Below are 21,731 nucleotides of genomic sequence, written 5' to 3'. Positions count from 1 at the left end.
GAATCCCGGGTTCCAAAACATCTGAAATAGTCTTTTGATTTCGCCTAACGCGGCGCTGACCAGTGCCGATAACCACTATAAGAGCACGGATCGCTCGATTACCGGCCACGGATCGGCCACCCCCACCTTTCCCAGGCAGGACTCTGTGCTCGAATCCGTGACTTCCGCCGCCTTGGCCAGCGCCATGGACGGGCTGGCACTGCGCCAGCGGACCATCGCGAACAACATCGCGAACGTCAACACGCCGAATTACCACGCGAAGCGCGTCAGCTTCGAGGACGCCCTCGCAGCGTCGGTGCAGTCCGGGAACGGCCGCGTCCAGGCAACCACGGCGGAGTCCCTGGAGCCCACGCAGCTGAACGGCAACAACGTCAACCTGGACACCGAGACCCTGTCCAACATCGACACCGTGCTGCGTTTCCAGTTCGCCGCACGCGCCGTCAACACCGAGTTCACCGCCGTGCGCTCCGCCCTGAGGACCAGCTGATGACTTTCGACATGATCGGCATCGCCGGCTCCGCCCTCACCGTCCACCGCAAGTGGCTCGATGCCGTCTCGGACAACCTCGCCAACATGAACAACGCCTCCGCCACGTCCGGCCCCGCCTTCCAGGCCCGGTACGTCGAGGCCGCGGAGGGCTCGCAGGGCTCGGGCGTGTACGTCAAGAGCACCCAGCTCGGCAACGCCGAGGGCAGGGTCGTCTACCAGCCGGATCACCCGCTGGCGGACGCCAACGGCAACGTGAAGTACCCGGACATTGACATGGCCGAACAGATGGGTGCGCTCATCATCGCCCAGCGCGGCTACCAGGCCAACGCGCAGGTGGTGGATCGCGCCCGCGAAACCTACATGGCCGCCCTTGAGATTGGACGCTCCTAATGACTGTCGCCCCCATCGCCCCCGTCCAGGGCGTCCTGCCGACAAACTATGTGACGGGCGCCGGAGCGGCACCCGTGGCCGGCACTGACGGCTCCGCCTTCGCCACTTCCCTCACCGGCGCGGTGGATAACCTCCAGCAGCTGCAGTCGACGTCGAACCAGCTGGCTGTGTCCGCCGTGACCGGCAACCTGGATGACATCCACAACGCCACGCTTGCCGCGACCCGGGCGCAGGTGACGCTGGAGCTCATGGCCACCATGCGCAACAAGGGCGTTGACGCGTTCAACGAGATCATGAGGATGCAGGCCTGATGCCTCCGCAGATTAACGCTTTCTTCCAGCGCTTCGGCGCGGGCCTGAAGAGTTTCACCGCCGGCCAGCGCACCATCGCCGTGATCGGCGCTGCCCTGCTGGTGGTGGGCATTGTTGCCCTGTCCGCCTGGCTTACCCGCCCTGTGCTGACCCCGCTGTTCTCCGGCCTCCAGACCACCGACGCCAACGGCATCGTCGAACAGCTCCGCAAGGACAACGTTCAGTACGAGCTCAGCGACGGCGGATCCACCATCCTGGTGCCGCAGGACAAGGTCTACGACGAGCGCCTCAAGGCAGCGGCCGCGGGCCTGCCGACTGCCGCCGCCACCGGCTACTCCCTGCTGGACAAGATGGGCGTGACGTCTTCGGAATTCCAGCAGTCCGTCACGTACAAGCGCGCCCTCGAGGGCGAACTTGCCAGCACCATCTCCGCCATGGACGGCGTGAAGACCGCCGCCGTCCGGCTCGCCATCCCCGAGAAAACAGTGTTTGTGTCCAAGGCCCCGGACACCACCGCCTCAGTGTTCATCGAGACCGACGCCGGCGCCGCCCTGACCGGTGACAAGGTGCAGGCGATCGTCCACCTGACCTCCGCCGCCATCGAAAACCTCAAGCCGTCCAACGTCTCCGTGGTCGATTCGCAGGGCAACGTGCTCTCCACCGTCGGCGGCGGGACCGCAGGATCGTCCACCAAGCAGGCCAGCGACTACCAGCAGCGCACCTCGGACGCCGTCCGCGCGGTCATGGACCGCGTGGTGGGCCCGGGCAACTCCACGGTCGCCGTCGCCGCCGACGTGACGGGCGAATCGGCGCAGCAGAAGAGCGAGACTTTCTCCAATGCCGAGGGCGCCCTGCCGCTGAGTGAATCGTCCAAGACCGAGAAATACACCGGAACCGGGGGAGGCGCCGCGGGCGTCCTCGGCCCGGACAACATCGCTGTTCCCGGCGGCACGAGCGGCAACGGCAACTTCGATTCCTCCACCGAAACCAAGAACAACGCGGTCAACAAGGTCACCGAGGACCGGACCATCCCGGCCGGTGCCATCAAGCGGCAGACCATTTCCGTCGCCGTCAGCCAGGCCGCCGCCGGCGGCCTGAACCTGGCGTCGCTGAAGAACCTCGTCACCTCCGCAGCCGGGGCCGACACCGCGCGCGGCGATATTGTCACGGTCGAGGTTGTGCCGTTCAGCACCGCAGCCGCCGACGACGCCGCCAAGGCGCTCGCCGAGGCCCAGGCCAACGCCGAAGCCGAGAAGCAGGCCGCGTTCTTCGGAACCCTCGTCACCGCAGGCAGCATCCTGCTGGGCCTGCTGATCCTGGCCCTGGTGGTCACGATCATCCTGCGGCGCCGCCAGAAGCGCGAGCCCGTGGACCTCGGCGAACGCCTGGACCTGGAGATCATGCCGGTGGCCCCGCCTGTGGTGGCCCTTCCGCCAGCGACGTCGGCGATCCCGATCACCGCCCTGCCCCCGCTTCCGGGCCCGAGCACCGAACAGCTGGAATCCGAGCGCCGCCGGTTTGAAATCGACAACATGGTCGCCGCCAACCCGGAACGGGCCGCCGATTACCTGCGCAGCCTCATGGATGACAGGCAACCGGCATGAAACCCACCGATACGCCCCTGACCGGCACCCAGCGCGCCGCCGTCGTCCTGATGCAGATGAGCCCCGAGAACGCCGCCAAGGTCATGGCCCAGCTCACGGACACCGAGGCGGAGGAGATTGCCGGGGAGATCGTCAAGCTCCGCAAGGTGGACTCTGACGTCACCGAGCAGATCATGAAGGACTTCCACCAGGCCGCGATGACAACCACGCGCCAGGCCCGGGGCGGCCGGGAACTCGCCGAGGGCCTGCTGGAGGCCTCCTTCGGCTCGGAACGGGCCGCCGGGCTCATGAACCGCCTGACCGTCAATATGGCCGGCAAGTCCTTCGAGTTCCTCGAAGACATCGAACCCGTGCAGATCCTGGCCCTGATCGACGGCGAACTGCCGCAGACCATCGCCCTGGTCCTCGCCCACCTCAGCCCGCGCAAGGCCTCGGCCGTGATGTCCGGGCTGCCCGGCTCGCTGCGCGCCGACGTCGCGCTCAGCATCGCCACCATGGGATCCGGCGCGCCCGAGGCGATCGGGATCGTCGCCGACACCCTCAAACTCCGCGGCGGCGCCGCCGTGTCCCAGCAGGCCTCGAAGGTGGTGGGCGGCATCCAGCCGCTGCTGGAGATCATCAACCGGACCGACGCCGGCACGGAACGGTCCGTGCTGGACGGCCTAGACCTGCTCGATCCCGACCTCGCGGTGGAGATCCGGGCCCAGATGGTGACATTCGACGACATCGTGAAGCTGGAACGCCGCGACGTGCAGCTGGTGCTGCGCGGACTCGACGCGGCCGTCCTGGCGATGGCGATGAAGGGTGCCTCCGAGCCGGTCCTGGAAACCATCACCACCAACGTCTCCGGGCGCAACCTGGAAATCCTCGAATCCGAGATCGCCGCCCTGGGACCCCTGCGTGCCTCGCAGATCGAAGAGGCCCGTGCCGCCGTCGTCCGGTCCATCCGCGAGCTCGAGGCCGAAGGCCAGATCACCATCCAGCGCGGGGACGAAGAAGACTATGTCTACTGACAACGGCGCGGCCAACGCCCCGGCGCGCGTCGTCTTCCCGTCACTGCGGGCCAACGGCCCGGCCGCCGAACAGGCCGGCTACACCGAAGGCCACGCCGCGGGCTACGCCGCCGGTGTGCGCGCCGCAGCGAAAGAGCAGCGCCGCTGGCGGGACCGGATGGCCGCCGAGCAGGCTGCCTCCCTGGCCGCCGGACAGCAGGACCTGGACCGTGCCGTGCGCGCCCTCGCCGTCGCCAGGACAGACTTTGCGCACCGCAACGTGCAGGCGCTGCAGGACGCCGAGGAAATCCTGGCCCGCACGGCGCTGGAACTGGCCGAGGCCATCCTCGGCTACGAACTGGCCGAAGGCACCCGGACCGCCCGGGCCGCCCTGGCCCGCGCCCTCTCCGGGAATGACTCCGCCACGGTACTGGCAATCCGGCTGCACCCGGCGGACATCGACGTCCTCAGCCGGGAAGGCCAGGAACTGCCCGCCGGGCTGCCGCTGATCGCGGACCCCTCCCTGGGCCGCGGCGACGCGAAGGTCGAATACCAGCAGGGCTGGTTCGACGCCAGCCTCCGCACCGCCCTGGGACGGGCCCGCACGGCGCTGCTGGGAGAGGCAGCGTCGGCAGAGGGCCCGCTGGGAGGCGCACTGGTGGCAGACACCGTGCCGGGAGACGTCGTGCCGGGAGAATCCGGCCAGGCCGAATTCGGTGCCGGCGCCTACCGGGGCCAGGCATGATCGCCGAGTGGCGGCCGAAGGGCGCCGACTATGCCGCCGCGCTGGCCGCGGCCGCCCCGCAACGGGTCGGCGTCGTCACCTCGGTCATCGGGCTGGGCCTGGAAGTGTCGGGTCTGGACTGCGCCCTTGGTGACCTCGTGACCGTGGGCGGGAACCCTGGCCTTGACGCCGAAGTCGTCGCGGCGCTGGACGGCTCCGTGCGCTGCATGCCGCTGGGCCGGCTGGCGGCCGTGGCTGCCGGTGACCCGGTGCGCGCCAAAGGCAGCGCGGTATTGGTTCCCACCGGGCGGGGCCTGTTCGGCCGGGTCCTTGACGGCCTGGGACGTCCGATCGACGGCAAGGGTCCGTTGCTCAGCGGGCCGCGCGTGCCGATCGACAACGAGGCACCGAACGCCATGAAACGCGCCCGCATCGACACCGCGCTGCAAACCGGCGTGCGCGTCCTGGACACCATGACCACGCTCGGCAAGGGCCAGCGCATGGGCCTGTTTGCCGGCTCCGGGGTCGGCAAATCCTCCCTACTCTCGATGATCGCCCGCGGAACCGACGCCGAAGTCTCGGTGATCGCCCTCGTTGGCGAACGCGGCCGCGAAGTCCGCGAGTTCCTCGAAGACGACCTAGGCGCCGCCGGCCTGGCGCGCTCCGTGGTGGTGGTCGCCACTTCCGACGAACCCGCCCTGATGCGCATGCGCGCGGCCTTCACCGCCACCCGCATCGCCGAGTCCTTCCGCGACCAGGGCCAGGATGTGGTGCTCATGATGGACTCCCTGACCCGGGTGGCCATGGCGCAGCGCGAGATTGGCCTCTCGGCCGGCGAGCCCCCTGCCACCCGCGGCTACCCGCCGTCGACCTTTTCCATCCTGGCCCGGCTGTTGGAGCGCGCCGGCACGGCCGAGACCGGCTCCGTTACCGGCATCTACACCGTGCTCGTGGACGGCGATGACCATAACGAGCCCATCGCAGACGCCGCCCGCTCCATCCTGGACGGCCACGTGGTGCTGGACCGCAAACTCGCCGTCACCGGGCACTTCCCGTCCGTGGACGTGCTCGGATCCGTGTCCCGGGTGGCCAGCAAGGTCAATTCCCGGCCACACCTCGACGCCGCCGCCACGCTCCGCCGGGTCCTCGCGGCCCGCAAGGCGGCACAGGACCTGATCGACGTCGGCGCCTACCAAGCCGGGACCAACCCGCTGGTGGACGCTGCGCTGAACCACGAGCACGACGTCAGCGGTTTCCTCCAGCAGCCGATGGACGAATCCACCGCCCACCCCGAGTCCTGGCAACGGCTCGGCCACCTCACTTCGATCCTGGGAGCAGCAGCATGAACCGCGAATTCTCACTGGCCGGCCTCCTGCGCCTCCGCCAGCTCCAGCAGGACCAGGCGGCAACCGGGCTGGCGCGCGCCCGCTCACGTTCCAGCTCCGTCCGGGTCCGCGAAGCCGCCGCCCGCCGCGAACTTGCCGCCACGGATGACCCCATCTCCAGCTCGGCCTCACTGCGCGCCGTGGCGGCCGCCCGGTCATCCGCGCACAGCATGCTCGCGGACCTTCAAAACCTCACCCACCTGGCCGAGGCCGACGAAGCCAACGCCCGGGCCGAGTTCATCGCTGCCCGCACGCGGTCCGTGGGGCTGGAAAAACTGCAAGCCCGGCACGACGCCGAGGTCAACTCCGCGGACCTGCGCGCCGAGCAGTCGGCCCTCGATGAGATCGCCTCGACGCTCTGGCACCGCGATGAGCAGCAGGTGAAGCCATGAGCATGACTGAAGCGATCGGCCGGATGCAGGGCATCCAGTCGATGATCGCGGAATTGAGCCGGCCTGCGGCCGCGGAAACCAGCGCAGCCGCTGCCAAGGCTGCGGCTACCTCGCTCGCGTCCGCAACCGGCACCGGCGACTCCGCCACGTTCACCCAGGCACTTGCCGCGGCACTGGGCGGCAGTGGCGCAACGGATGCCGCCTCCCTCACGGACAGCCTGGGCCTGGGCTCCTCACTGGGCTCCTCACTGGGCTCCTCACTGGGCATTGGCGGCACATCCGGACCAGGTAGCGCTGCGGCGGCCGGGACTGCCGCGCTCACCGGTGCCCAGACAGCCGGAACCGTACATACCGGTGAGGCCGCGACGGGCAATGACGTGGTGGCCGTGGCGAAGAAGTACATCGGTGTTCCGTATGTGTGGGGCGGCACCAATCCGGCCTCCGGCATGGACTGCTCCGGCTTCACCCAGCGGGTCTTCAAGGACCTCGGCGTGGAGCTTCCCCGTGTGGTGAGCGACCAGATGCGCCAGGGCACCCCGGTGGCGTCCCTCGCAGAAGCGAAACCCGGAGACCTCCTGGTGAGCTTCGGCGGCAACCACATTTCCATCTACCTGGGCAACGGCAAGGCGATCGACGCACCCGTGCCGGGCAAGACCATCCAGATCCGCGACGCCTGGGAGCAGCAGTCCAACCTGACCTCCATCCGGCGCATCGTTCCCGCAGGGGCTGCATCATGAAGGCGGCGGCATCGACGGAGCTTGCGGCCGCGCTGGGGGCGACCGTCCGGGCGGCCCGGCAGGGCGCGGACCCGCGGCCCGGCAGCGAAAACGGAAACACAGCCGCCGCGTCCTTCGACGCAGTCCTCAACGACGTCCAGGGCGCAGCGGGCAACGGCACCGCGGCAGAGCCTGGCGCCGCTAAGGCTGTACCGGCGGCCGATGACACGGCGGCCGAACTGCCGCAGCCCGACGGCGCCACGGACCCCGCTTCGCTGAGCGGCACCGCTGCGAACACTGTGACGGGGGCCGACGTTGCTTCCGGGACCGCGCCGCGGACCGACGCTGCTTCGTCCGGTATCACCAGCCCCGGGCCGGCCCCGTACGTTCCGGCCCCGCACGTTCCAGCCCAGTACGGCCCGGCCGAATTCCCGCCGGCCCAGTTTGTCTCCTATACACAACTTGGTCAGGCTGGTCAGGCTGCGCTGCCCGGACAGTCGGCGCCGGCGGTTGCCCCGCCGACGGACAGCAACGATGGTTCCCGTACTGCCGCACCGGCCGTCACTGCGTCCGCGGCCTCGGCGGTCCTTCCCGACGAGTTGCCGGCCGCCGCCGCGCATTCCCCGGCCGTCGCGACCCCGGGATTGGCCGCAACGCGGCGCCAGACTGTGGCCGCCGTCCCCGCTGGGACCATGCCGGACGGTAAGCCGAACGCCGCTGCGGCCTCGCAGACGGCGGGCGCGGTCCCGCTGGCCGGGCCCAAGGCCGCCGGCGGACCGGTCAACCGGCCGGTCAATGGGAACGATCCTGCCCCGACGGCTGCGCCCGTCGACGCCGTGGCCACCGCACCGGCTGCTGTTGCGGCCGCGCCGCTGGCCTCGACTGCCACCGGCGCCGCAGGGACCACCCCTGCGGCCGGTCCCGTTCCGGTGCTCAGTGGCCCACCCAAGGCTGCTGCACCTGCCGGGCCAACGCAGGCAGTCCCGGTGCAGGCCGGCGCCACACCTCCGGCCGCGGCCGCGGCACCGGGCGCGGCAGCGGCGGCGCAGACCGCCCAGGGACTTGGCTCTGGTCATGGTGCGTCGCCGGCGGCCACCACCGCGGCCGTGTCCGCGCGGGCGGTCAACGGATCAGACGTCGCCGCCGTCGCTCCCTCCGCGCCCGGACAAGCGCCGACGTCGCCGACCACCTCACCCGGCACGACCCCGTCCGGTCCGGCGCCATCCGGCATCCCCGGAGCCGGCACTGGATCCTCCGGCAGCATGTCCACCGGAACCGGAACCGGAACCGGAACCGGAACCGGAACCGGAACCGGAACCGGACCCGCACACGCCCCCGCTCCTTTCCACGCCGGCGTCCTGACGGAACCAGTCGCGGCACCCACGCCCACCGCCGCCCAGGCTCGGTCCAATCCGGAAAGCGACGCCCCCACGGCGGCCGCCTTCCCCGTCCAGCCGACTCTGGCGGCGGCAACCGCGGCCCAGGCCGTGCCCCAGCCGGCTGCCCAGGCCGCTGCGCAGCCGGCGTTCCAGTCCGCGTCCCCGCCGGCGCCCCATTTCGCGGCGCCCCTCCAGTCCCAGCTGGCCAAACCGCTTTTCACCCTCGTGGGGGCACCCCAGGGCCAGCACATCATGACCCTCAAGGTCAGCCCGGAAGATCTCGGTCCACTGACGGTCCGGGCCCAGATCGACGCCGCGGGCGTCCGGATTGAGCTGTTCGCCCCGGGCGATGCGGGACGTGAAGCCGTCCGCGGAATCCTGCCCGAACTCCGCAGGGAACTCCACGGCGCCGGATTCGCGGCCAGCCTTGACCTCTCAGACCACAACGGTCCCGGTTTCGGGCAGCACGGGGCCCAGCACGGCACGGGCCAGGACCGGACGGGGACCGGCGGCCAGTTCGGCACCGGCCGGGACCCCGGCGGCAGCGGCTCGGGCCCCGGCGGCAGCGGCTCCGGCCCGGGCGACCGGAACGGGCCGCGGCCCGGAAACCGCTGGGATGCGCTGGCCGATGATCAAGCCATACGCACCGCCAGGCTGTTGAACGGCCCCCAGACCACCCTCGACATTCTTGTCTGACACGAAGGAACGCGACTTATGACGATTCAGCCGATCGCATCCCAGCCGGTAACGGTGGCGGGGGACGCCACCCAGGCCTCTGCCGTGCGGACACCCTCGCAGACCATGGATGCCAACGTGTTCATGTCCCTGCTCGTGACGCAGCTCAAGAACCAGAACCCGAGCGCGCCCATGGACACCAACCAGATGATGAGCCAGACCCTTCAGCTCTCCATGATGGAAAAAATGACCGAACTGACCACCAACAGCAAGGAGGGCTTCTCCCTCCAGATGCGGACGGCGGCAGCCCAGCTGATCGGACACTCGGTCGGCTACACCCTCGCGGACGGCACCACCGGGACCGGCGTCGCCAGTTCCGTCAGCTATGCGGGATCGGTTCCGTCCGTCACGATCGGCGACCTTTCCGTTCCCCTCGACTCCATCACCGGGCTTACCGCTCCGGCCGCATCCTAACCAGTTCTTCACCCGTAGAAAGGCAGTTCCCATGCTCCGCTCGCTGTACTCCGGAATCTCGGGCCTCCGCGCCCACCAGACCATGCTGGACGTTACTGGCAACAACATCGCCAACGTCAACACCGCAGGCTTCAAGGCCTCCTCCACCCAGTTCCAGGACACCCTGTCCCAGCTGCAGCAGGGCGCCACCGGCCCGCAGGCCGCGACCGGCGGCAGCAACCCCGCCCAGATCGGCCTGGGCGTCCGGGTTGCCGGCGTCACCACCAACTTCTCCCAGGGCTCATCGCAGAGCACCGGCCGGGCCACCGACCTGATGATTTCCGGTGACGGCTTCTTCGTCACCAGCAAGGGCGGCAGCCAGCTCTTCACCCGCGCCGGCGCGTTCAGCCCGGACGCAGCCAACCAGCTCGTAAGCCCCGACGGCGGCATCCTCCAGGGCTGGACCGCCACCAACGGTGTGATCAACGCGGGAGGCCCCGTTGGCGACATTACGCTGAACCCCAACACCATGGTGGCCAAGAAGACCGACTCGGTGACGCTGGACGGAAACCTGCCCAGCGACGCCGTCGACGGCACCAAGTTGGACCGTCTGGTCAAGGTTTACGACGCCGCCGGCACCGAACGCAGCGTGTCAATGACCTTCACCAAGGCCGGAAGCACCTGGAACATCGCCGCCGACGACAACGGCACCACAGCCACCGGGTCTGTGACCTACACGAACGGCAAGCCCACCGCAGGCGGCAACGTCACCGTCAACGGCATTACCATCGATGTCTCCAAGGTTTCCGGCTACGCTGCCATGAGCTCGCTGACCGTCAGCGGCCAGAACGGTGCCCCCGTCGGCAAGCTCGAGTCCTATACGCTGGGCAGCGACGGCTCCCTGGTCGGGTCGTTCAGCAACGGCATCAAGCAGGTCCTCGCCAAGATCGCCCTCGCCAAGTTCACCAACCCGGGCGGCCTGGAGAAGGCCGGCGGCTCCTCCTACGTCGCAACCGGCAACTCCGGCGGCGTGCAGCTCGGTGCTGCGGGCGACCCCGGCCTTGGCACCCTGACCGGCGGCTCGTTGGAAATGTCGAACGTGGACCTGTCCCAGGAATTCACCAACCTGATCGTTGCGCAGCGCGGTTTCCAGGCCAACGCCCGCATCATCACCACCTCGGATGAGGTTCTCCAGGAACTGACCCAGCTCAAGCGCTAATGAGCGGAATCGTGCTTGTCCCCTAAGGATTCGGGAGACAGCTTCGGGTTTCCAGTAATGCCGGACCCGGAGCTGTCTCCCCGGATCACACCTCAGGGGGGCGCCTGCGTTCCGGCGTCCGGCAGCCACGTCGTCGCGTCAGCGGCAGCACGTCGTCGCGTTAGCATTGGTCCCAACACGTCTGTCCAGGAGGGCACATGCCGTACATCGTTGACTTCGAGACCGTTTCTACCGTCGGCTTGGAATCATCGCCCGTCTCCGAGGCCCTCGCCGGGTTGCGCGCCAACGAGGCCCGCTATTTCCGGAATAAGTACGGCCACGCCTTCACCGTGAGCCCCGCGGGCGAAGTTCCTGACGTTGTTGACCGGGTGAGCCGCATCCTCCGGGATGAACGCGAGATCGTGATCGGCTCCCGCCCGCTGGAGGCGACCGCCTTCGAAGTCGACGGTTTGCGGATGGCCTATGTTTTTTACGAGTCGGGACTGTCGGTCAACGTCATGTACAGCATCGAGGACGGCGGGAAAAGAGCGGTGGGGTTCAAATTTGCCGACGGCATGGAAGTTCCGGAGGAATTGGCGCCGCGCTTCAAGTTCGCCCGCCAAAAGTCGAAGCTGGCGGGCGTTATTCGCGGCTCCTACTTCGTGATCAAGGGCGAGTACTGATCGGGCTCACCCCGCATTTCAGGGTGCGGGACGCAGCCGGGCAATCCGGGAAGTGAGTTTCTGGGATTGGGGTTCCATATTTTCGACGTGATCATTAGCGGCGGCGGCCCGACGGGGATGATGCTGGCCAGCGAGTTGCGGCTGCACGACGTGGACGTGCTCGTGCTGGAGAGGGACGCGGAGCCGAGCCAGGCGGTCCGTTCGCTCGGTCTGCACCCGCGCAGCATCGAGATCATGGACCAGCGCGGGCTGCTGGACCGGTTCCTCGCCCACGGGCAACAGTATCCCGGCGGCGTGGGTCGCTTCGCCGGGATCGACAAGCCCCGGCCGGTGAACCTGGACACCGCACACGGCTACGTCCTTGGCATCCCCCAGCCGGTCACCGATCGCCTGCTGGCCGAGCGCGCCGGTGAGCTCGGCGCCCAGATCCGCCGCGGCTGCGAGGTGGCAGGGGTCGAGCAGGACGAGGACGCGGTGAGCGTCGAACTCGCTGACGGCACACGGCTGCGCTCGCGCTGGCTGGTCGGCTGCGACGGCGGACGCAGCCTGGTGCGCAGACTGCTCGGCATCGGCTTCCCCGGCGAGCCGGCCAAGACCGAGTGGCTCCTGGGCGAGGTGAAGGTGACCGCGGCGCCGGACCAGCTGGCCGCGGTGGCCGAGGAGGTGCGCAAGACCCACAAGGGGTTCGGCATAGGCCCCGCCGGAAACGGCCTGTACCGCGCCGTCGTGCCCGCGGCGGCCGTGGCCGAGGACCGCTCCGTCCCGCCGACCCTGGAGGAGTTCCGGACGCAGCTGCGGGCGTTCGCAGGCACCGACTTCGGCGTCCACTCACCACGCTCCCTGTCCCGTTTCAGCGATGCCACCCGGCTTGCCGAGCAATACCGGGTGGGCCGCATTCTGCTCTCCGGCGATGCGGCGCACGTCCACCCGCCACTGGGAGGGCAGGGACTGAACCTCGGCATCCAGGACGCCTTCAACCTCGGCTGGAAGCTCGCCGCCGAGGTCAAAGGATGGGCGCCGGACGGGCTGCTGGACAGTTATTACGCCGAGCGTCACCCGGTCGCCGAAGGCGTGCTGACCATGACCCGCGCCCAGAGCGAGCTGCTGTCCACCGAGCCCGGCCCGCAGGCCGTGCGGCGGCTGCTGAGCGAGCTGATGGACTTCGAGGACGTCAGCCGTTTCCTGGCCGAGAAGATTACCGCGATCGGGGTCCGCTACGACTTCGGCGAAGGACCCGAGCTGCTCGGCAGGCGACTGCGCGACATTCCTCTGTCGCGGGGCCGTCTCTACGAACTCACCCGCAAAGGCCGCGGGCTCCTGCTGGACCAGACCGGCGAACTCTCCGTGGCAGGATGGGCGGATCGGATCGACCACGTCGCGGACGCCAGCGGGGAACTGGACGCGCCCGCGGTCCTGCTCCGGCCGGACGGCCACGTCGCATGGATCGGCGACGACCAGGACGACCTGCTCCGCCACCTGCCGACATGGTTCGGGACCGCCCTCGAGGGCGCCGGAGACGGTCACGATCGCCGCCCCTGACGCCGTGGCCGCCGTCAGGCAGCCTGCCAGGTCACGGGAAGCTGTTTCGCCCCGTAGACGATCATGCTTTCCATCCGCTCCAACTGCGCGTCGGGGTCCACAGCAAGCCCCGGCAGCCGTGAGAGCACGGCCTCCAGCGCGATCCTGGCCTCCAGCCGCGCCAGGGGCGCCCCCAGACAGAAATGGATGCCCTGCCCGAAGGCGAGGTGACGGTTGGGTGAGCGTTCGACGTCGAACTCGTCCGGGCTCGGGAACTGCTCCCCGTCGCGGTTCGCCGAGCCGATCCAGGCAATGATCGGCGAGCCTGCCGGGATGGTGCGGCCGCGCACGGTCGTGTCGACGGCTGAGAGCCGGTACATGGACTGGACGGGGGAGCGGTAGCGCAGCACCTCTTCGATGGCGTGCGGGAGCAGGGCAGGCTCGGCGACGAGGCGTTCCGCCGTGCCCGGCGATTCGGTGAAGCACAGCACCGCATTGCCGATCAGGTTGGTGGTGGTCTCGTTTCCCGCCACGAGCAACAGGCTGCAGAATCCCAGCAACTCGATGGGACTGAGCTTCTGCCCGTCGATCTCGGCCGCGAGGAGCGCGCTGATCAAATCATTGCCCGGCCGGTGCCGCCGCTCCTCGATCATGGCCATGAAGTACTCCGCCATTTCCCGGTTGGCTGCCGTGTGGACGGAATCGTCGGCGCCCGGGCGGGTCTGGCTCACGATCACGTCGGACCACAGCTTGAACCGGTCCCGGTCAGAGGCCGGAATGCCCATGAGTTCGGCGATCACGATCACCGGAAGCGGATAGGCGAGCTGTTCGATCAGGTCCGTGGCGCCGCCGGCCACCACCGGCTCCAGCAACTCGCCGGTCAGTTCCGAGATGCGCGGGGCGAGCGCTTCGACTGCCCGCGGTGTGAACGCCTGCGTCACGAGCGAACGCAACTGGCGGTGCCGCGGCGGGTCCGTGTTGACCAGGCTGGCGGCGAAGAGCTGGCCCGTTTCGGAGGGGTTGTCCCCGCCCATCCGGGAAGAAAAAGTGGCGTGCTCGGACAGGACCCGCTGCACGTCGTCGTAGCGGAACACGTGCCAGACGCCCGTGTCCGGGTCCTGGAAAACGGGTTCACTGTCCCGCATGGCTGCGTAGCGGGGAAACGGGTTCAACGGCTGCTCAAAATCCGGAAATGACGCCATGGCTGGCCTTCCTGATGAGGCGGGCGGCCGTCGTTTCCTGGCACTGGGCCAACTGCACGGGACGAACTGCGGTGGAGCAGACGTCCAACGGGGCGGGCCGGGTGGCCCCGTCAGATCCCACCCTAATACCGCGCGGCGGCCTTGGCACGGGGAATGTTGCTGCGCCGGCCGCCCCCGGGCACCGGCACGTTGACAAGGCGCCTGACGACGGCGCCTAACGAAGGGGCCCCGGCTGCCGACAGTACGGAGGAGAACACCCTTCCCCTCACAGAGCAGAATCGGCCCATGATCGTCGTCACACGCCTCAACGGAACGCGCTTCGCGGTCAATCCGGACCTCATTGAACGCATCCACGAGAGCCCGGATACGCACTTGGTGACACTCGACGGCGCCGCCTACGTGGTGCTCGAAAGCCTCGCCGAGGTGGTCGAGCTCATCGCAGAGTACCGGGCTTACATCCTGAGCAAAGCCCGGGACTTTCCGGCCATCACCGGCTATCCCCTCAGCCTGGTCCGGACTGAAGACCCGGACGACGACCCCTACGACGACGGCGCCGGTCCCACGGCGCCCGCGCAACCCAGAAAGTAACGATGGATCCCGCAACAGTCATCGGACTGCTCCTCGCCTTTGGCTCCGTTATCGCCATGGTGTCGCTCGAGGGCGCCAGCCTGTCGGCGTTGCTCCTCCCGGCCCCCATGATCCTGGTCTTCGGCGCCACGCTCGCCGTCGGGATCGCCGGAAACACCCTCAAAGACGTCGTCCAGGCCTTCAAAGCCCTCCCCAAGATGTTCCTCGGCAAAACCGCCAAGCCGCAGGAAAGCATTGACCAGATGGTCCGCTTCGCCGAAAAGGCGCGCAGCGAGGGCCTGCTTTCCCTGGAAGAGGAAGCGGCCAGCGTCAAGGACCCCTTCCTTGCCCGTGCCCTGCAGAACATCGCCGACGGCACCGACGCCGAGGACCTCCGGATGCTCATGGAGGACGAGATCGACTCCAAGTCACGGAGCGATCACGCCAACTCCAAATTCTTCGCGAGTCTCGGCGGCTATGCCCCCACCGTGGGCATCATCGGCACCGTGGTATCCCTGACCCACGTCCTGGAAAACCTCTCCACCCCGGACCACCTCGGCCCGATGATCGCGGCAGCCTTCGTCGCCACCCTGTGGGGCCTGCTGTCCGCCAACTTCATCTGGCTTCCCTTCAGCGCCCGGATGGCCCGGCTCTCGGAACTGGACATAGAACGGATGACGCTGCTCATGGAAGGCATGCTGTCGGTCCAGTCCGGTGCCCAGCCGCTTCTGCTGGCCGAACGGCTCCGCGCCATGGTCCCCGAGCACCAGCTCAAGAGCTCCGGCAAGAAGGCCGGCGCTGACAAGTCCGACAGGATGGACGAGGCAGCGTGAGCCCGAGGCGGCGCGGGCGGAAGAAGCCGGAAGAACACCACGTCGACGAACGCTGGATGGCGTCCTACATGGACATGGTCACCGTGCTGATGTGCATGTTCATCGTCCTCTTCGCGATGTCCACGGTGGACGCCAACAAGTTTGAAAAGCTCCGCAACTCCCTGGCCACGGGATTCGGCGCAGTCGCGACGGAAACGGTGGATACGGCGTCGGGCACAGTGGTGCCGCCGGAACTCGTGAAAGAGGACCTCGAGGCGTTCGCCGCCGTCAAGGGCGCGGCCACCGCATCCCCCGAGAATATGGCTGAAGCGATCAAGGAAGTGGACAAACTCAAGGCGCTGCAGCAGAAAATGCAGGCCGGCCTGGCGGCAGCCGGGCTGAGCGAGAACGTCGAGTTCCAGATCGACCAGCGCGGCCTGACGGTCAAGCTCGTCGGATCGCAGGCTTTCTTCGAACCTGACCGGCCCGAGCTCACCTCCCGGGCCTCCCGGGTGCTGCAGGTCATCTCACCGGTCCTCAAACCGGCCGGCATGGAAATCATGGTCGAAGGCCACGCCGCGAACGGCATCACGGCCTACCCCTCGACGTGGGAACTGTCCTCGGCGCGCGCCGTCAATGTCCTGCGGTACATGGTGGACCGCGGCGGCATAGCCCCCGGCACGATCGGTGCCGTCGCGTTCGGTTCTGCCCGCCAGGTCAACGACGACTCCACGCCGGCGCTCATGGAGCGAAACCGCCGGGTGGACATCGTGGTCATTTCCGACAAGCCCGACGTCGTCCGGGCACTGATTCCGGAGGCCTTGAAACTCAGCGAGAAGTAGCCGTTCCCGGCTACGGCGGATCGCCTGGGTTCTTTGCCGGAGTTTTGCCTGCATTTTTGCCTCCTGTGTCTTGCCGCATTTTGCCTCTGTGTTTTGCCTAAGGCGTTCTGCTTACGCCACGAGTTCCCTTGCCGATAGTGGCAACCGTGAGTGTTCTGGATGAGCGGGAAGTGGCACGGGAGCGGACCGTCAGCGTCTATGACTTCCGCCGTCCTGCGACGCTCGCGCGCGAACACAGCCGGGTGCTGGAGCTCGCCTTCGAAACCTTCGCCCGCCAGTGGGGCACCCAGCTCACCGCCAAGGTCCGCGTCAAGTCCGTGGTGCGCCTGGAAGACGTCAGCATGCTCAGCTACGACGAGTACGCCGCCTCGCTGCCCGCCGTCACCGCCATGGTCCTGTGCACCGTGGAGGCCCACGATTCCAAGCTCGTGGTGCAGTTCCCCGGCCCGGCCGCCCTCGGCTGGGTCAACCGCATGCTCGGCGCCACCAACGATTCGCCCATGCCGGACCGCAAGTTCACCCAGATCGAGCAGGCGCTGATCAAGGGCCTGATGGACGAGGCCCTCGAAGACCTCGGCTATTCCCTGGGCCCGCTGCTCAGCGAGGCCGTCCGGGTGGACACCATCCAATACAACTCCCAGTTCGCCCAGGCCGCCGCACCCAGCGAACTGATGATCGTTGCCTCCTTCACCATGAGCGTCGGCGACGTCAACGCGCCCGCCACCCTGGCCGTTCCGGCCGGAATCCTGCTGGGACGGCTCAAGAAGGTCAACCCGACCGACTCCCGCGAAGACGCGGCCGCCCGCGTCAGCGCCCAGCTGGAGCAGGTGCCGGTGGAACTGTCGGTGCGGCTCTCGACGTCCTTCGTTACCCCGAGCCAGGTCCTGGGTCTCGCCGTCGGTGACGTCCTGACCCTGCCGCACCTGGAGAACAGGCCCTTTGACCTCACCCTGGACGGAACCCGGCTGGCCACTGCCGCCCCGGCCCGCAACGGCTCCCGCGCGGCCGCAGTAATTGTCACAATCGAGGAGAACCAACGATGAGCATCACCCTGACCAAGCACGAAATGTCGGCGGAACGGCTCGTCGAGGAGCTCCCGAGCCCGGTGGCCCTGAAGGTTGTCGCGCTGGTGCCTGCCCGGTCCGCGGCGGCCTACGCCCGGCAGGCGGTCACGGCGACCTTCGTCGGCGCGGTGACCGCCGACCTCGCCCTCATGCTCAGCGACCGCACCTTCCTTGACGAGGCCGCCGGCGCGGGGTCCCAGCTGGGCCACGTCTCCGTGACCGACGTGCTGCGCCCCGCGATGGAAAGCGCCAGCTCAGTCTTCGGGGCCGGTGTCCTGTCCGACCTGCGTGAATCCGACGTCTCAGGGCTCCTCTCGGATCCCGACACGGCCGTTTTTGAACTCTCCGACGGCAGCAACGCCGCGGCCTGGTTTGCCGTCCGGCTCCGCGAACACAGCAACAGCCAGGAACGCGGCGGGGACCTGTTCGCCGGCGGGGACACCGTGGCCGGCCGGCTCGGCCGGATCAACAACATTGAAATGGCCCTGACCGTGGAGATCGGACGCACCCGGATGTCGGTCCGGGACGTCCTGTCGCTGGAACCGGGCAAGATCATCGAACTGGACCGCTCCGCCGGCGCCCCGGCCGACGTCCTGCTCAACGGCCGCCTGATCGCGCACGGCGAAGTCGTGGTCCTCGACCAGGACTATGCGGTGCGGATCACCCGGATCCTCGACGTGGCCGAGGGACTCAGCTGAATGGACGCACTGATCCTCGGGCTGCGGGTAGTCGTGGCCCTGGGCGCGGTGCTTGGCCTCATGTGGTTCCTGCAGCACCGGCTGGGCAAGGGCACCGGACGGCGCCGGGCTGACCGCGCCTTGACCATCGTCAGCCGGCAGAGCCTCGGACAAAAAGCCTCCGTGGTGGTGGTCGACGCCGCCGGGCAGCGCTTCCTCCTGGGCGTCACCGAGCACGCCGTCAACGTCCTGCACACCGGGGACATCCCGCCCGAACCCGAAGAAGTCGCGGTCCCCGGCACCAGCCGCGGCCTGGGCGATTTCGCCCGGATGCTCGCTGACGCCAGTCCGCTCGCCGGCAACCACTTCAGCAGCCAGCCGGCCATGCCGGCAGGTGATGCCGCCGCTGACGGCGACGATTTTGCGGACGGTGTCGACGCCGACGATTTCGCCGACGGTCAGAACGGTGTCCGGGAGTTGCCGCCGTCCCGCCGCAGCTCCCTTCACCGGGGCTCCGCGGCCCGCGGCCACGCCGGCCGCGGCAGCGCCGGCGGCGGGTCGGCCCATCCGCCGCTGCACGGCTCCATCCTGGCCGGCTCCACCTGGAAGCAGGCTGCCGCCGCGCTCAGGAGCGGACGCCGCAATTGATCTTCCCGCTCCCCACCAGCACCACCCGCCCGCGAACAGCTGGCGCAAGACCCCTCAGGCTCCTGGCCCTGGGGCTCGCCGCCGTGCTCTTTGCCGTCCTCCTGCTGTGGCTCAATGCCTCGGCAGGCCACGCCGCACCCATCGACCCTGTTGCGCCGGTGCCCCCGGCCGACCCTGCCAATCCCGACGGCGGGAACATCAACATCCAGATCAACGGGATGGACGGGAAACCTTCCTCCGCTGTCCTGACCCTGATCAGCATCACCCTCCTGGCCGTTGCGCCCTCGCTGTTGCTGATGATGACGTCCTTCACCAAGATCTTTGTGGTCCTGGCAATGACCCGCAACGCGCTGTCCCTGCCCTCCATCCCGCCGAACCAGGTCCTGGCCGGGCTGGCTCTGTTCCTCTCGATCTTTGTGATGTGGCCCGTCATCAACGAGATGAACACCCTCGGCGTCCAGCCCTACCTCAACGGCACACTGGACTTCAACGGTGCCGTCAGCGCCGCATCGGGTCCGCTGCAGCACTTCATGCTCGCCCACACGCGCGAGGAGGACATCGCCCTGATGTCCCGTGCCGCCGGAGCCGAGAACCCGGCCACTCCTGAGGCCGTGCCGCTGCAGACCCTCATCCCGGCGTTCATGATCTCCGAACTCCGTGCCGCGTTCATCATCGGCTTCGTCATCTTCATCCCGTTCCTCGTGATTGACCTCGTGGTGTCCGCGGCCCTGATGTCCATGGGCATGATGATGCTCCCGCCCGTCATGATCTCGCTGCCCTTCAAGATCCTGCTCTTCGTGCTCGTGGACGGCTGGGGCCTGATCATCACCGCGCTCATCCAGAGCTATGCGGGTTCAGGATGAACGCCAACGCGGTCCTGGACATCTGCCTCCAGGCCATGATCGTGGCCGCCAAGCTCTCCGCGCCCGTGCTGGTCACGGCGCTGGTGGTGGGCCTGGCCATCTCCCTGCTGCAGTCCATCACGCAGCTGCAGGAAGCCACCCTGTCCTTCGTGCCGAAGGCTGCCGCGGTGGCCGTGGCCCTGATTGTCTGCGGACACTGGATGATCTCGGAGATGGTGGGCTTCACCAACGACCTCTTCGCGAAGATTCCGTCCCTGCTCGGAGGCCTGTGAGGTGGGCATCCCCATCGACCCGGCCTGGCTTGAAGTCCTGCTGCTGGCCACGGTCCGGATGACCGCTTTCCTGGTCGTGGCACCGCCCTTCTCGCACCACGCCATTCCGGGGCGCGTCAAGGCCATGCTGGGCCTGGGCCTGGGCCTGGCGGTGACGCAGCGCCTGGCCGGCGGCTACACGCCCCGGGACACCGCCGGGTTCGTCACCGGTGTGGTCCTGGAGCTCGTCACCGGGCTGGTCCTGGGCTTTCTGGTCCTCGTCATCTTCTCGGCCATCCAGTCCGCCGGCAGCCTGATCGACCTTTTCAGCGGGTTCCAGATGGCCCAGGCCTACGACCCCCAAATGATGGTCAACGGCGCACAGTTCACCCGTCTCCTGCAGATGGCGGCGCTGGCCCTGCTCTTCGCCTCCGACGGCTACCAGCTGGTCATTACCGGCCTTACCGGCAGCTTTGCGGCCCTGCCGCTGGCCGCGGGGATCGACCTGGCCCAGCCGGTGCAGGCCATGATCGCGGCGGTGTCCGGCATGTTCCTTGCCGCGGTGCAGATCGCCGGCCCCCTCCTGGTGGTCCTGTTCCTTGCCGACGTCGGGCTCGGCCTGCTGACCCGCGTGGCCCCGGCGCTGAATGCCTTCTCCCTCGGCTTCCCGCTGAAGATCCTGCTCACCCTGACGCTGGCCGGCTTCATGTTCCTGGCCCTGCCCCGACTCGTTTCCAGCCTCGCCGGGCAGGCGGCCAAAGCCGTGCTGGGGGTGGGCTGATGGCGGATTCACAGGAAAAGACCGAGCAAGCCACCGAGAAACGGATGCGGGAGGTCCGCTCCAAGGGCCAGCTGTCCCGTTCCCAGGACCTCACCGCCTGGCTCGGCGTCGGCGCCGCCGCGCTGATGCTGCCCAGCACGGTGGACCGGGCCGCCAACGCCGCCACGGACCAGCTCTTCAGCATCCGCGGGATCGTGTCCGCCCCGGACCCCGGCAAAGCCGTCCGGGCGCTGGAAGCCGGCTTCGCGTCCATCGCCGGGATCGTCGGACCCCTGCTGGTTGTCGTATTCCTGGCCGTCCTCGCCGGCTCGGCCCTCCAGGGCGGTGTCCACCTGAAGAAATTCAGGTTCGAATTCGAACACTTCAACCTGCTCGCCGGGATCAAGCGGCTGTTCGGCGCGCAGGCCGTGTGGGGCGGCCTCAAGGCGCTGCTCAAGGCAAGCGTCGTGGGGCTGGTGCTCTACACCGTCGTGCAGGGACTGGTTCCGGTGCTGCTGACCGCCGGCGGACTGCCCGTCGCCGGGGTAGTGCAGGCCGCCGCCGGCGGGATAGCCGCCCTGGTCCAGTTCGCGGTGGCCGCCGGCATCGTGCTGGCCGCGGCCGACTTCTTCGTCGTGATGCGGCGCAACCGCAAGAAGACGCGGATGTCCAAGAAGGAAGTCCAGGACGAAAACAAGAACAGCGAGGGCGATCCGCTGATCCGGTCCCAACGCCGGGCGCGCCAGATGGCCATGAGCCGCAACCGCATGATCGCGGCGATCGGGGACGCCGACGTCGTCCTGGTGAACCCCACGCACGTGGCGGTGGCCCTGAAATACGAGCCCGGAAAATCCGCACCCCGCGTGGTTGCCAAGGGCGCCGGCCACGTGGCAGCGAGGATCAGGGAAGAAGCCGAGGAAAAGAACGTGCCCATGGTCCAGGACATCCCGCTGGCCAGGGCCCTCCACGGGGCCTGTGAGCTGGGGGACGAGATCCCGGTGGACTTCTACCGGGCGGTGGCCGGCGTCCTCGCGTTCGTCATGGCACTCAAGGCCCGGGGCGCCGCCGCCGGGATGCACCGCATGACCACCACGGTGGCCACCGTATGAAACACGGCAGGCTCCACAGCGTGCAAC

General features: G+C 68.4%; 25 protein-coding genes. 24 read left to right on the top strand and 1 reads right to left on the bottom strand.

The window, feature by feature from the left end; translation table 11 throughout:
• Positions 1-145: 145 nt before the first annotated feature.
• The 14 genes from flgB to rox all read left to right on the top strand — a co-directional run bounded on the left by flgB (position 146) and on the right by rox (position 12,930).
• Positions 146-487 carry a flagellar basal body rod protein FlgB gene (gene flgB, locus AC1DGD_RS16690; RefSeq protein WP_028277071.1) on the top strand — a complete coding sequence of 114 codons (342 nt, stop codon included), beginning with the start codon at positions 146-148 and terminating at the stop codon, positions 485-487.
• The gene (locus AC1DGD_RS16685) at positions 487-879 is read left to right on the top strand and encodes a flagellar basal body rod protein FlgC (protein ID WP_028277072.1); all 393 of its coding nucleotides are present in this window, start codon (positions 487-489) and stop codon (positions 877-879) included. The genes flgB and AC1DGD_RS16685 overlap by 1 nt, the downstream gene beginning before the upstream one ends.
• The gene (gene fliE, locus AC1DGD_RS16680; protein WP_028277073.1) at positions 879-1,190 is read left to right on the top strand and encodes a flagellar hook-basal body complex protein FliE; all 312 of its coding nucleotides are present in this window, start codon (positions 879-881) and stop codon (positions 1,188-1,190) included. The genes AC1DGD_RS16685 and fliE overlap by 1 nt, the downstream gene beginning before the upstream one ends.
• On the top strand, positions 1,190-2,794 hold the full coding sequence (gene fliF / locus AC1DGD_RS16675; protein ID WP_028277074.1) for a flagellar basal-body MS-ring/collar protein FliF: 1,605 nt from the start codon (positions 1,190-1,192) through the stop codon (positions 2,792-2,794). Before fliE ends, fliF begins: the two co-directional genes overlap by 1 nt.
• Positions 2,791-3,807 carry a flagellar motor switch protein FliG gene (gene fliG, locus AC1DGD_RS16670; protein ID WP_476851547.1) on the top strand — a complete coding sequence of 339 codons (1,017 nt, stop codon included), beginning with the start codon at positions 2,791-2,793 and terminating at the stop codon, positions 3,805-3,807. Before fliF ends, fliG begins: the two co-directional genes overlap by 4 nt.
• Complete coding sequence (locus tag AC1DGD_RS16665; RefSeq protein ID WP_476857552.1) at positions 3,797-4,531, top strand: FliH/SctL family protein; 735 nt, start codon at positions 3,797-3,799, stop codon at positions 4,529-4,531. The genes fliG and AC1DGD_RS16665 overlap by 11 nt, the downstream gene beginning before the upstream one ends.
• Positions 4,528-5,856, top strand: coding sequence for a FliI/YscN family ATPase (locus AC1DGD_RS16660; protein WP_476857551.1), 1,329 nt, complete (start codon positions 4,528-4,530; stop codon positions 5,854-5,856). The genes AC1DGD_RS16665 and AC1DGD_RS16660 overlap by 4 nt, the downstream gene beginning before the upstream one ends.
• Positions 5,853-6,287 carry a flagellar FliJ family protein gene (locus AC1DGD_RS16655; protein ID WP_026538968.1) on the top strand — a complete coding sequence of 145 codons (435 nt, stop codon included), beginning with the start codon at positions 5,853-5,855 and terminating at the stop codon, positions 6,285-6,287. Before AC1DGD_RS16660 ends, AC1DGD_RS16655 begins: the two co-directional genes overlap by 4 nt.
• The gene (locus AC1DGD_RS16650) at positions 6,284-7,024 is read left to right on the top strand and encodes a C40 family peptidase (protein ID WP_476857550.1); all 741 of its coding nucleotides are present in this window, start codon (positions 6,284-6,286) and stop codon (positions 7,022-7,024) included. Before AC1DGD_RS16655 ends, AC1DGD_RS16650 begins: the two co-directional genes overlap by 4 nt.
• Positions 7,021-9,078 (top strand): flagellar hook-length control protein FliK, encoded by a 2,058-nt coding sequence (locus AC1DGD_RS16645; RefSeq protein ID WP_476857549.1) that lies wholly within the window; start codon positions 7,021-7,023, stop codon positions 9,076-9,078. Before AC1DGD_RS16650 ends, AC1DGD_RS16645 begins: the two co-directional genes overlap by 4 nt.
• A gap of 18 nt (positions 9,079-9,096) precedes the next feature.
• Positions 9,097-9,531, top strand: coding sequence for a flagellar hook assembly protein FlgD (locus AC1DGD_RS16640; protein WP_476857548.1), 435 nt, complete (start codon positions 9,097-9,099; stop codon positions 9,529-9,531).
• Between the two features lie 31 nt (positions 9,532-9,562).
• Positions 9,563-10,729 carry a flagellar hook protein FlgE gene (locus AC1DGD_RS16635; RefSeq protein ID WP_028277079.1) on the top strand — a complete coding sequence of 389 codons (1,167 nt, stop codon included), beginning with the start codon at positions 9,563-9,565 and terminating at the stop codon, positions 10,727-10,729.
• A gap of 197 nt (positions 10,730-10,926) precedes the next feature.
• Positions 10,927-11,391 (top strand): phage tail protein, encoded by a 465-nt coding sequence (locus tag AC1DGD_RS16630; RefSeq protein WP_476857547.1) that lies wholly within the window; start codon positions 10,927-10,929, stop codon positions 11,389-11,391.
• 78 nt (positions 11,392-11,469) lie between these two features.
• Positions 11,470-12,930 (top strand): rifampin monooxygenase, encoded by a 1,461-nt coding sequence (rox, locus tag AC1DGD_RS16625; protein WP_476857581.1) that lies wholly within the window; start codon positions 11,470-11,472, stop codon positions 12,928-12,930.
• Positions 12,931-12,944: 14 nt separating this feature from the next.
• Here rox and AC1DGD_RS16620 read toward each other — a convergent pair whose 3' ends face one another.
• Positions 12,945-14,111 carry a cytochrome P450 gene (locus tag AC1DGD_RS16620; protein WP_476857546.1) on the bottom strand — a complete coding sequence of 389 codons (1,167 nt, stop codon included), beginning with the start codon at positions 14,109-14,111 and terminating at the stop codon, positions 12,945-12,947.
• A 285-nt stretch (positions 14,112-14,396) separates the two neighbouring features.
• Between AC1DGD_RS16620 and AC1DGD_RS16615 the strand changes: the two genes are divergently transcribed.
• The 10 genes from AC1DGD_RS16615 (at position 14,397) to AC1DGD_RS16570 (ending at position 21,704) form a co-directional block, all read left to right on the top strand.
• Positions 14,397-14,699 carry a flagellar FlbD family protein gene (locus AC1DGD_RS16615; RefSeq protein ID WP_018775806.1) on the top strand — a complete coding sequence of 101 codons (303 nt, stop codon included), beginning with the start codon at positions 14,397-14,399 and terminating at the stop codon, positions 14,697-14,699.
• Positions 14,700-14,701: 2 nt separating this feature from the next.
• Positions 14,702-15,511: a motility protein A gene (locus AC1DGD_RS16610; protein WP_028277084.1), complete on the top strand. Its 810-nt coding sequence runs from the start codon at positions 14,702-14,704 to the stop codon at positions 15,509-15,511.
• Positions 15,508-16,332 carry an OmpA/MotB family protein gene (locus AC1DGD_RS16605; protein ID WP_079555607.1) on the top strand — a complete coding sequence of 275 codons (825 nt, stop codon included), beginning with the start codon at positions 15,508-15,510 and terminating at the stop codon, positions 16,330-16,332. Before AC1DGD_RS16610 ends, AC1DGD_RS16605 begins: the two co-directional genes overlap by 4 nt.
• Positions 16,333-16,478: 146 nt before the next feature.
• On the top strand, positions 16,479-17,375 hold the full coding sequence (locus AC1DGD_RS16600; RefSeq protein ID WP_223914317.1) for a flagellar motor switch protein FliM: 897 nt from the start codon (positions 16,479-16,481) through the stop codon (positions 17,373-17,375).
• Positions 17,372-18,094, top strand: coding sequence for a flagellar motor switch protein FliN (gene fliN / locus AC1DGD_RS16595; RefSeq protein WP_028277087.1), 723 nt, complete (start codon positions 17,372-17,374; stop codon positions 18,092-18,094). The genes AC1DGD_RS16600 and fliN overlap by 4 nt, the downstream gene beginning before the upstream one ends.
• Positions 18,095-18,721: a flagellar biosynthetic protein FliO gene (fliO, locus tag AC1DGD_RS16590; RefSeq protein WP_476857545.1), complete on the top strand. Its 627-nt coding sequence runs from the start codon at positions 18,095-18,097 to the stop codon at positions 18,719-18,721.
• Positions 18,718-19,584 (top strand): flagellar type III secretion system pore protein FliP, encoded by an 867-nt coding sequence (gene fliP, locus AC1DGD_RS16585; protein WP_476857544.1) that lies wholly within the window; start codon positions 18,718-18,720, stop codon positions 19,582-19,584. The genes fliO and fliP overlap by 4 nt, the downstream gene beginning before the upstream one ends.
• Complete coding sequence (gene fliQ, locus AC1DGD_RS16580) at positions 19,581-19,856, top strand: flagellar biosynthesis protein FliQ (protein WP_079555610.1); 276 nt, start codon at positions 19,581-19,583, stop codon at positions 19,854-19,856. The genes fliP and fliQ overlap by 4 nt, the downstream gene beginning before the upstream one ends.
• Position 19,857: 1 nt before the next feature.
• Entirely contained in the window at positions 19,858-20,616 is a 759-nt protein-coding gene (locus AC1DGD_RS16575; protein ID WP_476857543.1) for a flagellar biosynthetic protein FliR, read from the top strand.
• Positions 20,616-21,704: an EscU/YscU/HrcU family type III secretion system export apparatus switch protein gene (locus AC1DGD_RS16570; RefSeq protein ID WP_476857542.1), complete on the top strand. Its 1,089-nt coding sequence runs from the start codon at positions 20,616-20,618 to the stop codon at positions 21,702-21,704. The genes AC1DGD_RS16575 and AC1DGD_RS16570 overlap by 1 nt, the downstream gene beginning before the upstream one ends.
• Positions 21,705-21,731 lie beyond the last annotated feature (27 nt).

The organism is Arthrobacter sp. 05T45, assembly GCF_056395875.1.
This window is presented reverse-complemented; position numbering and strand designations above follow the sequence as displayed.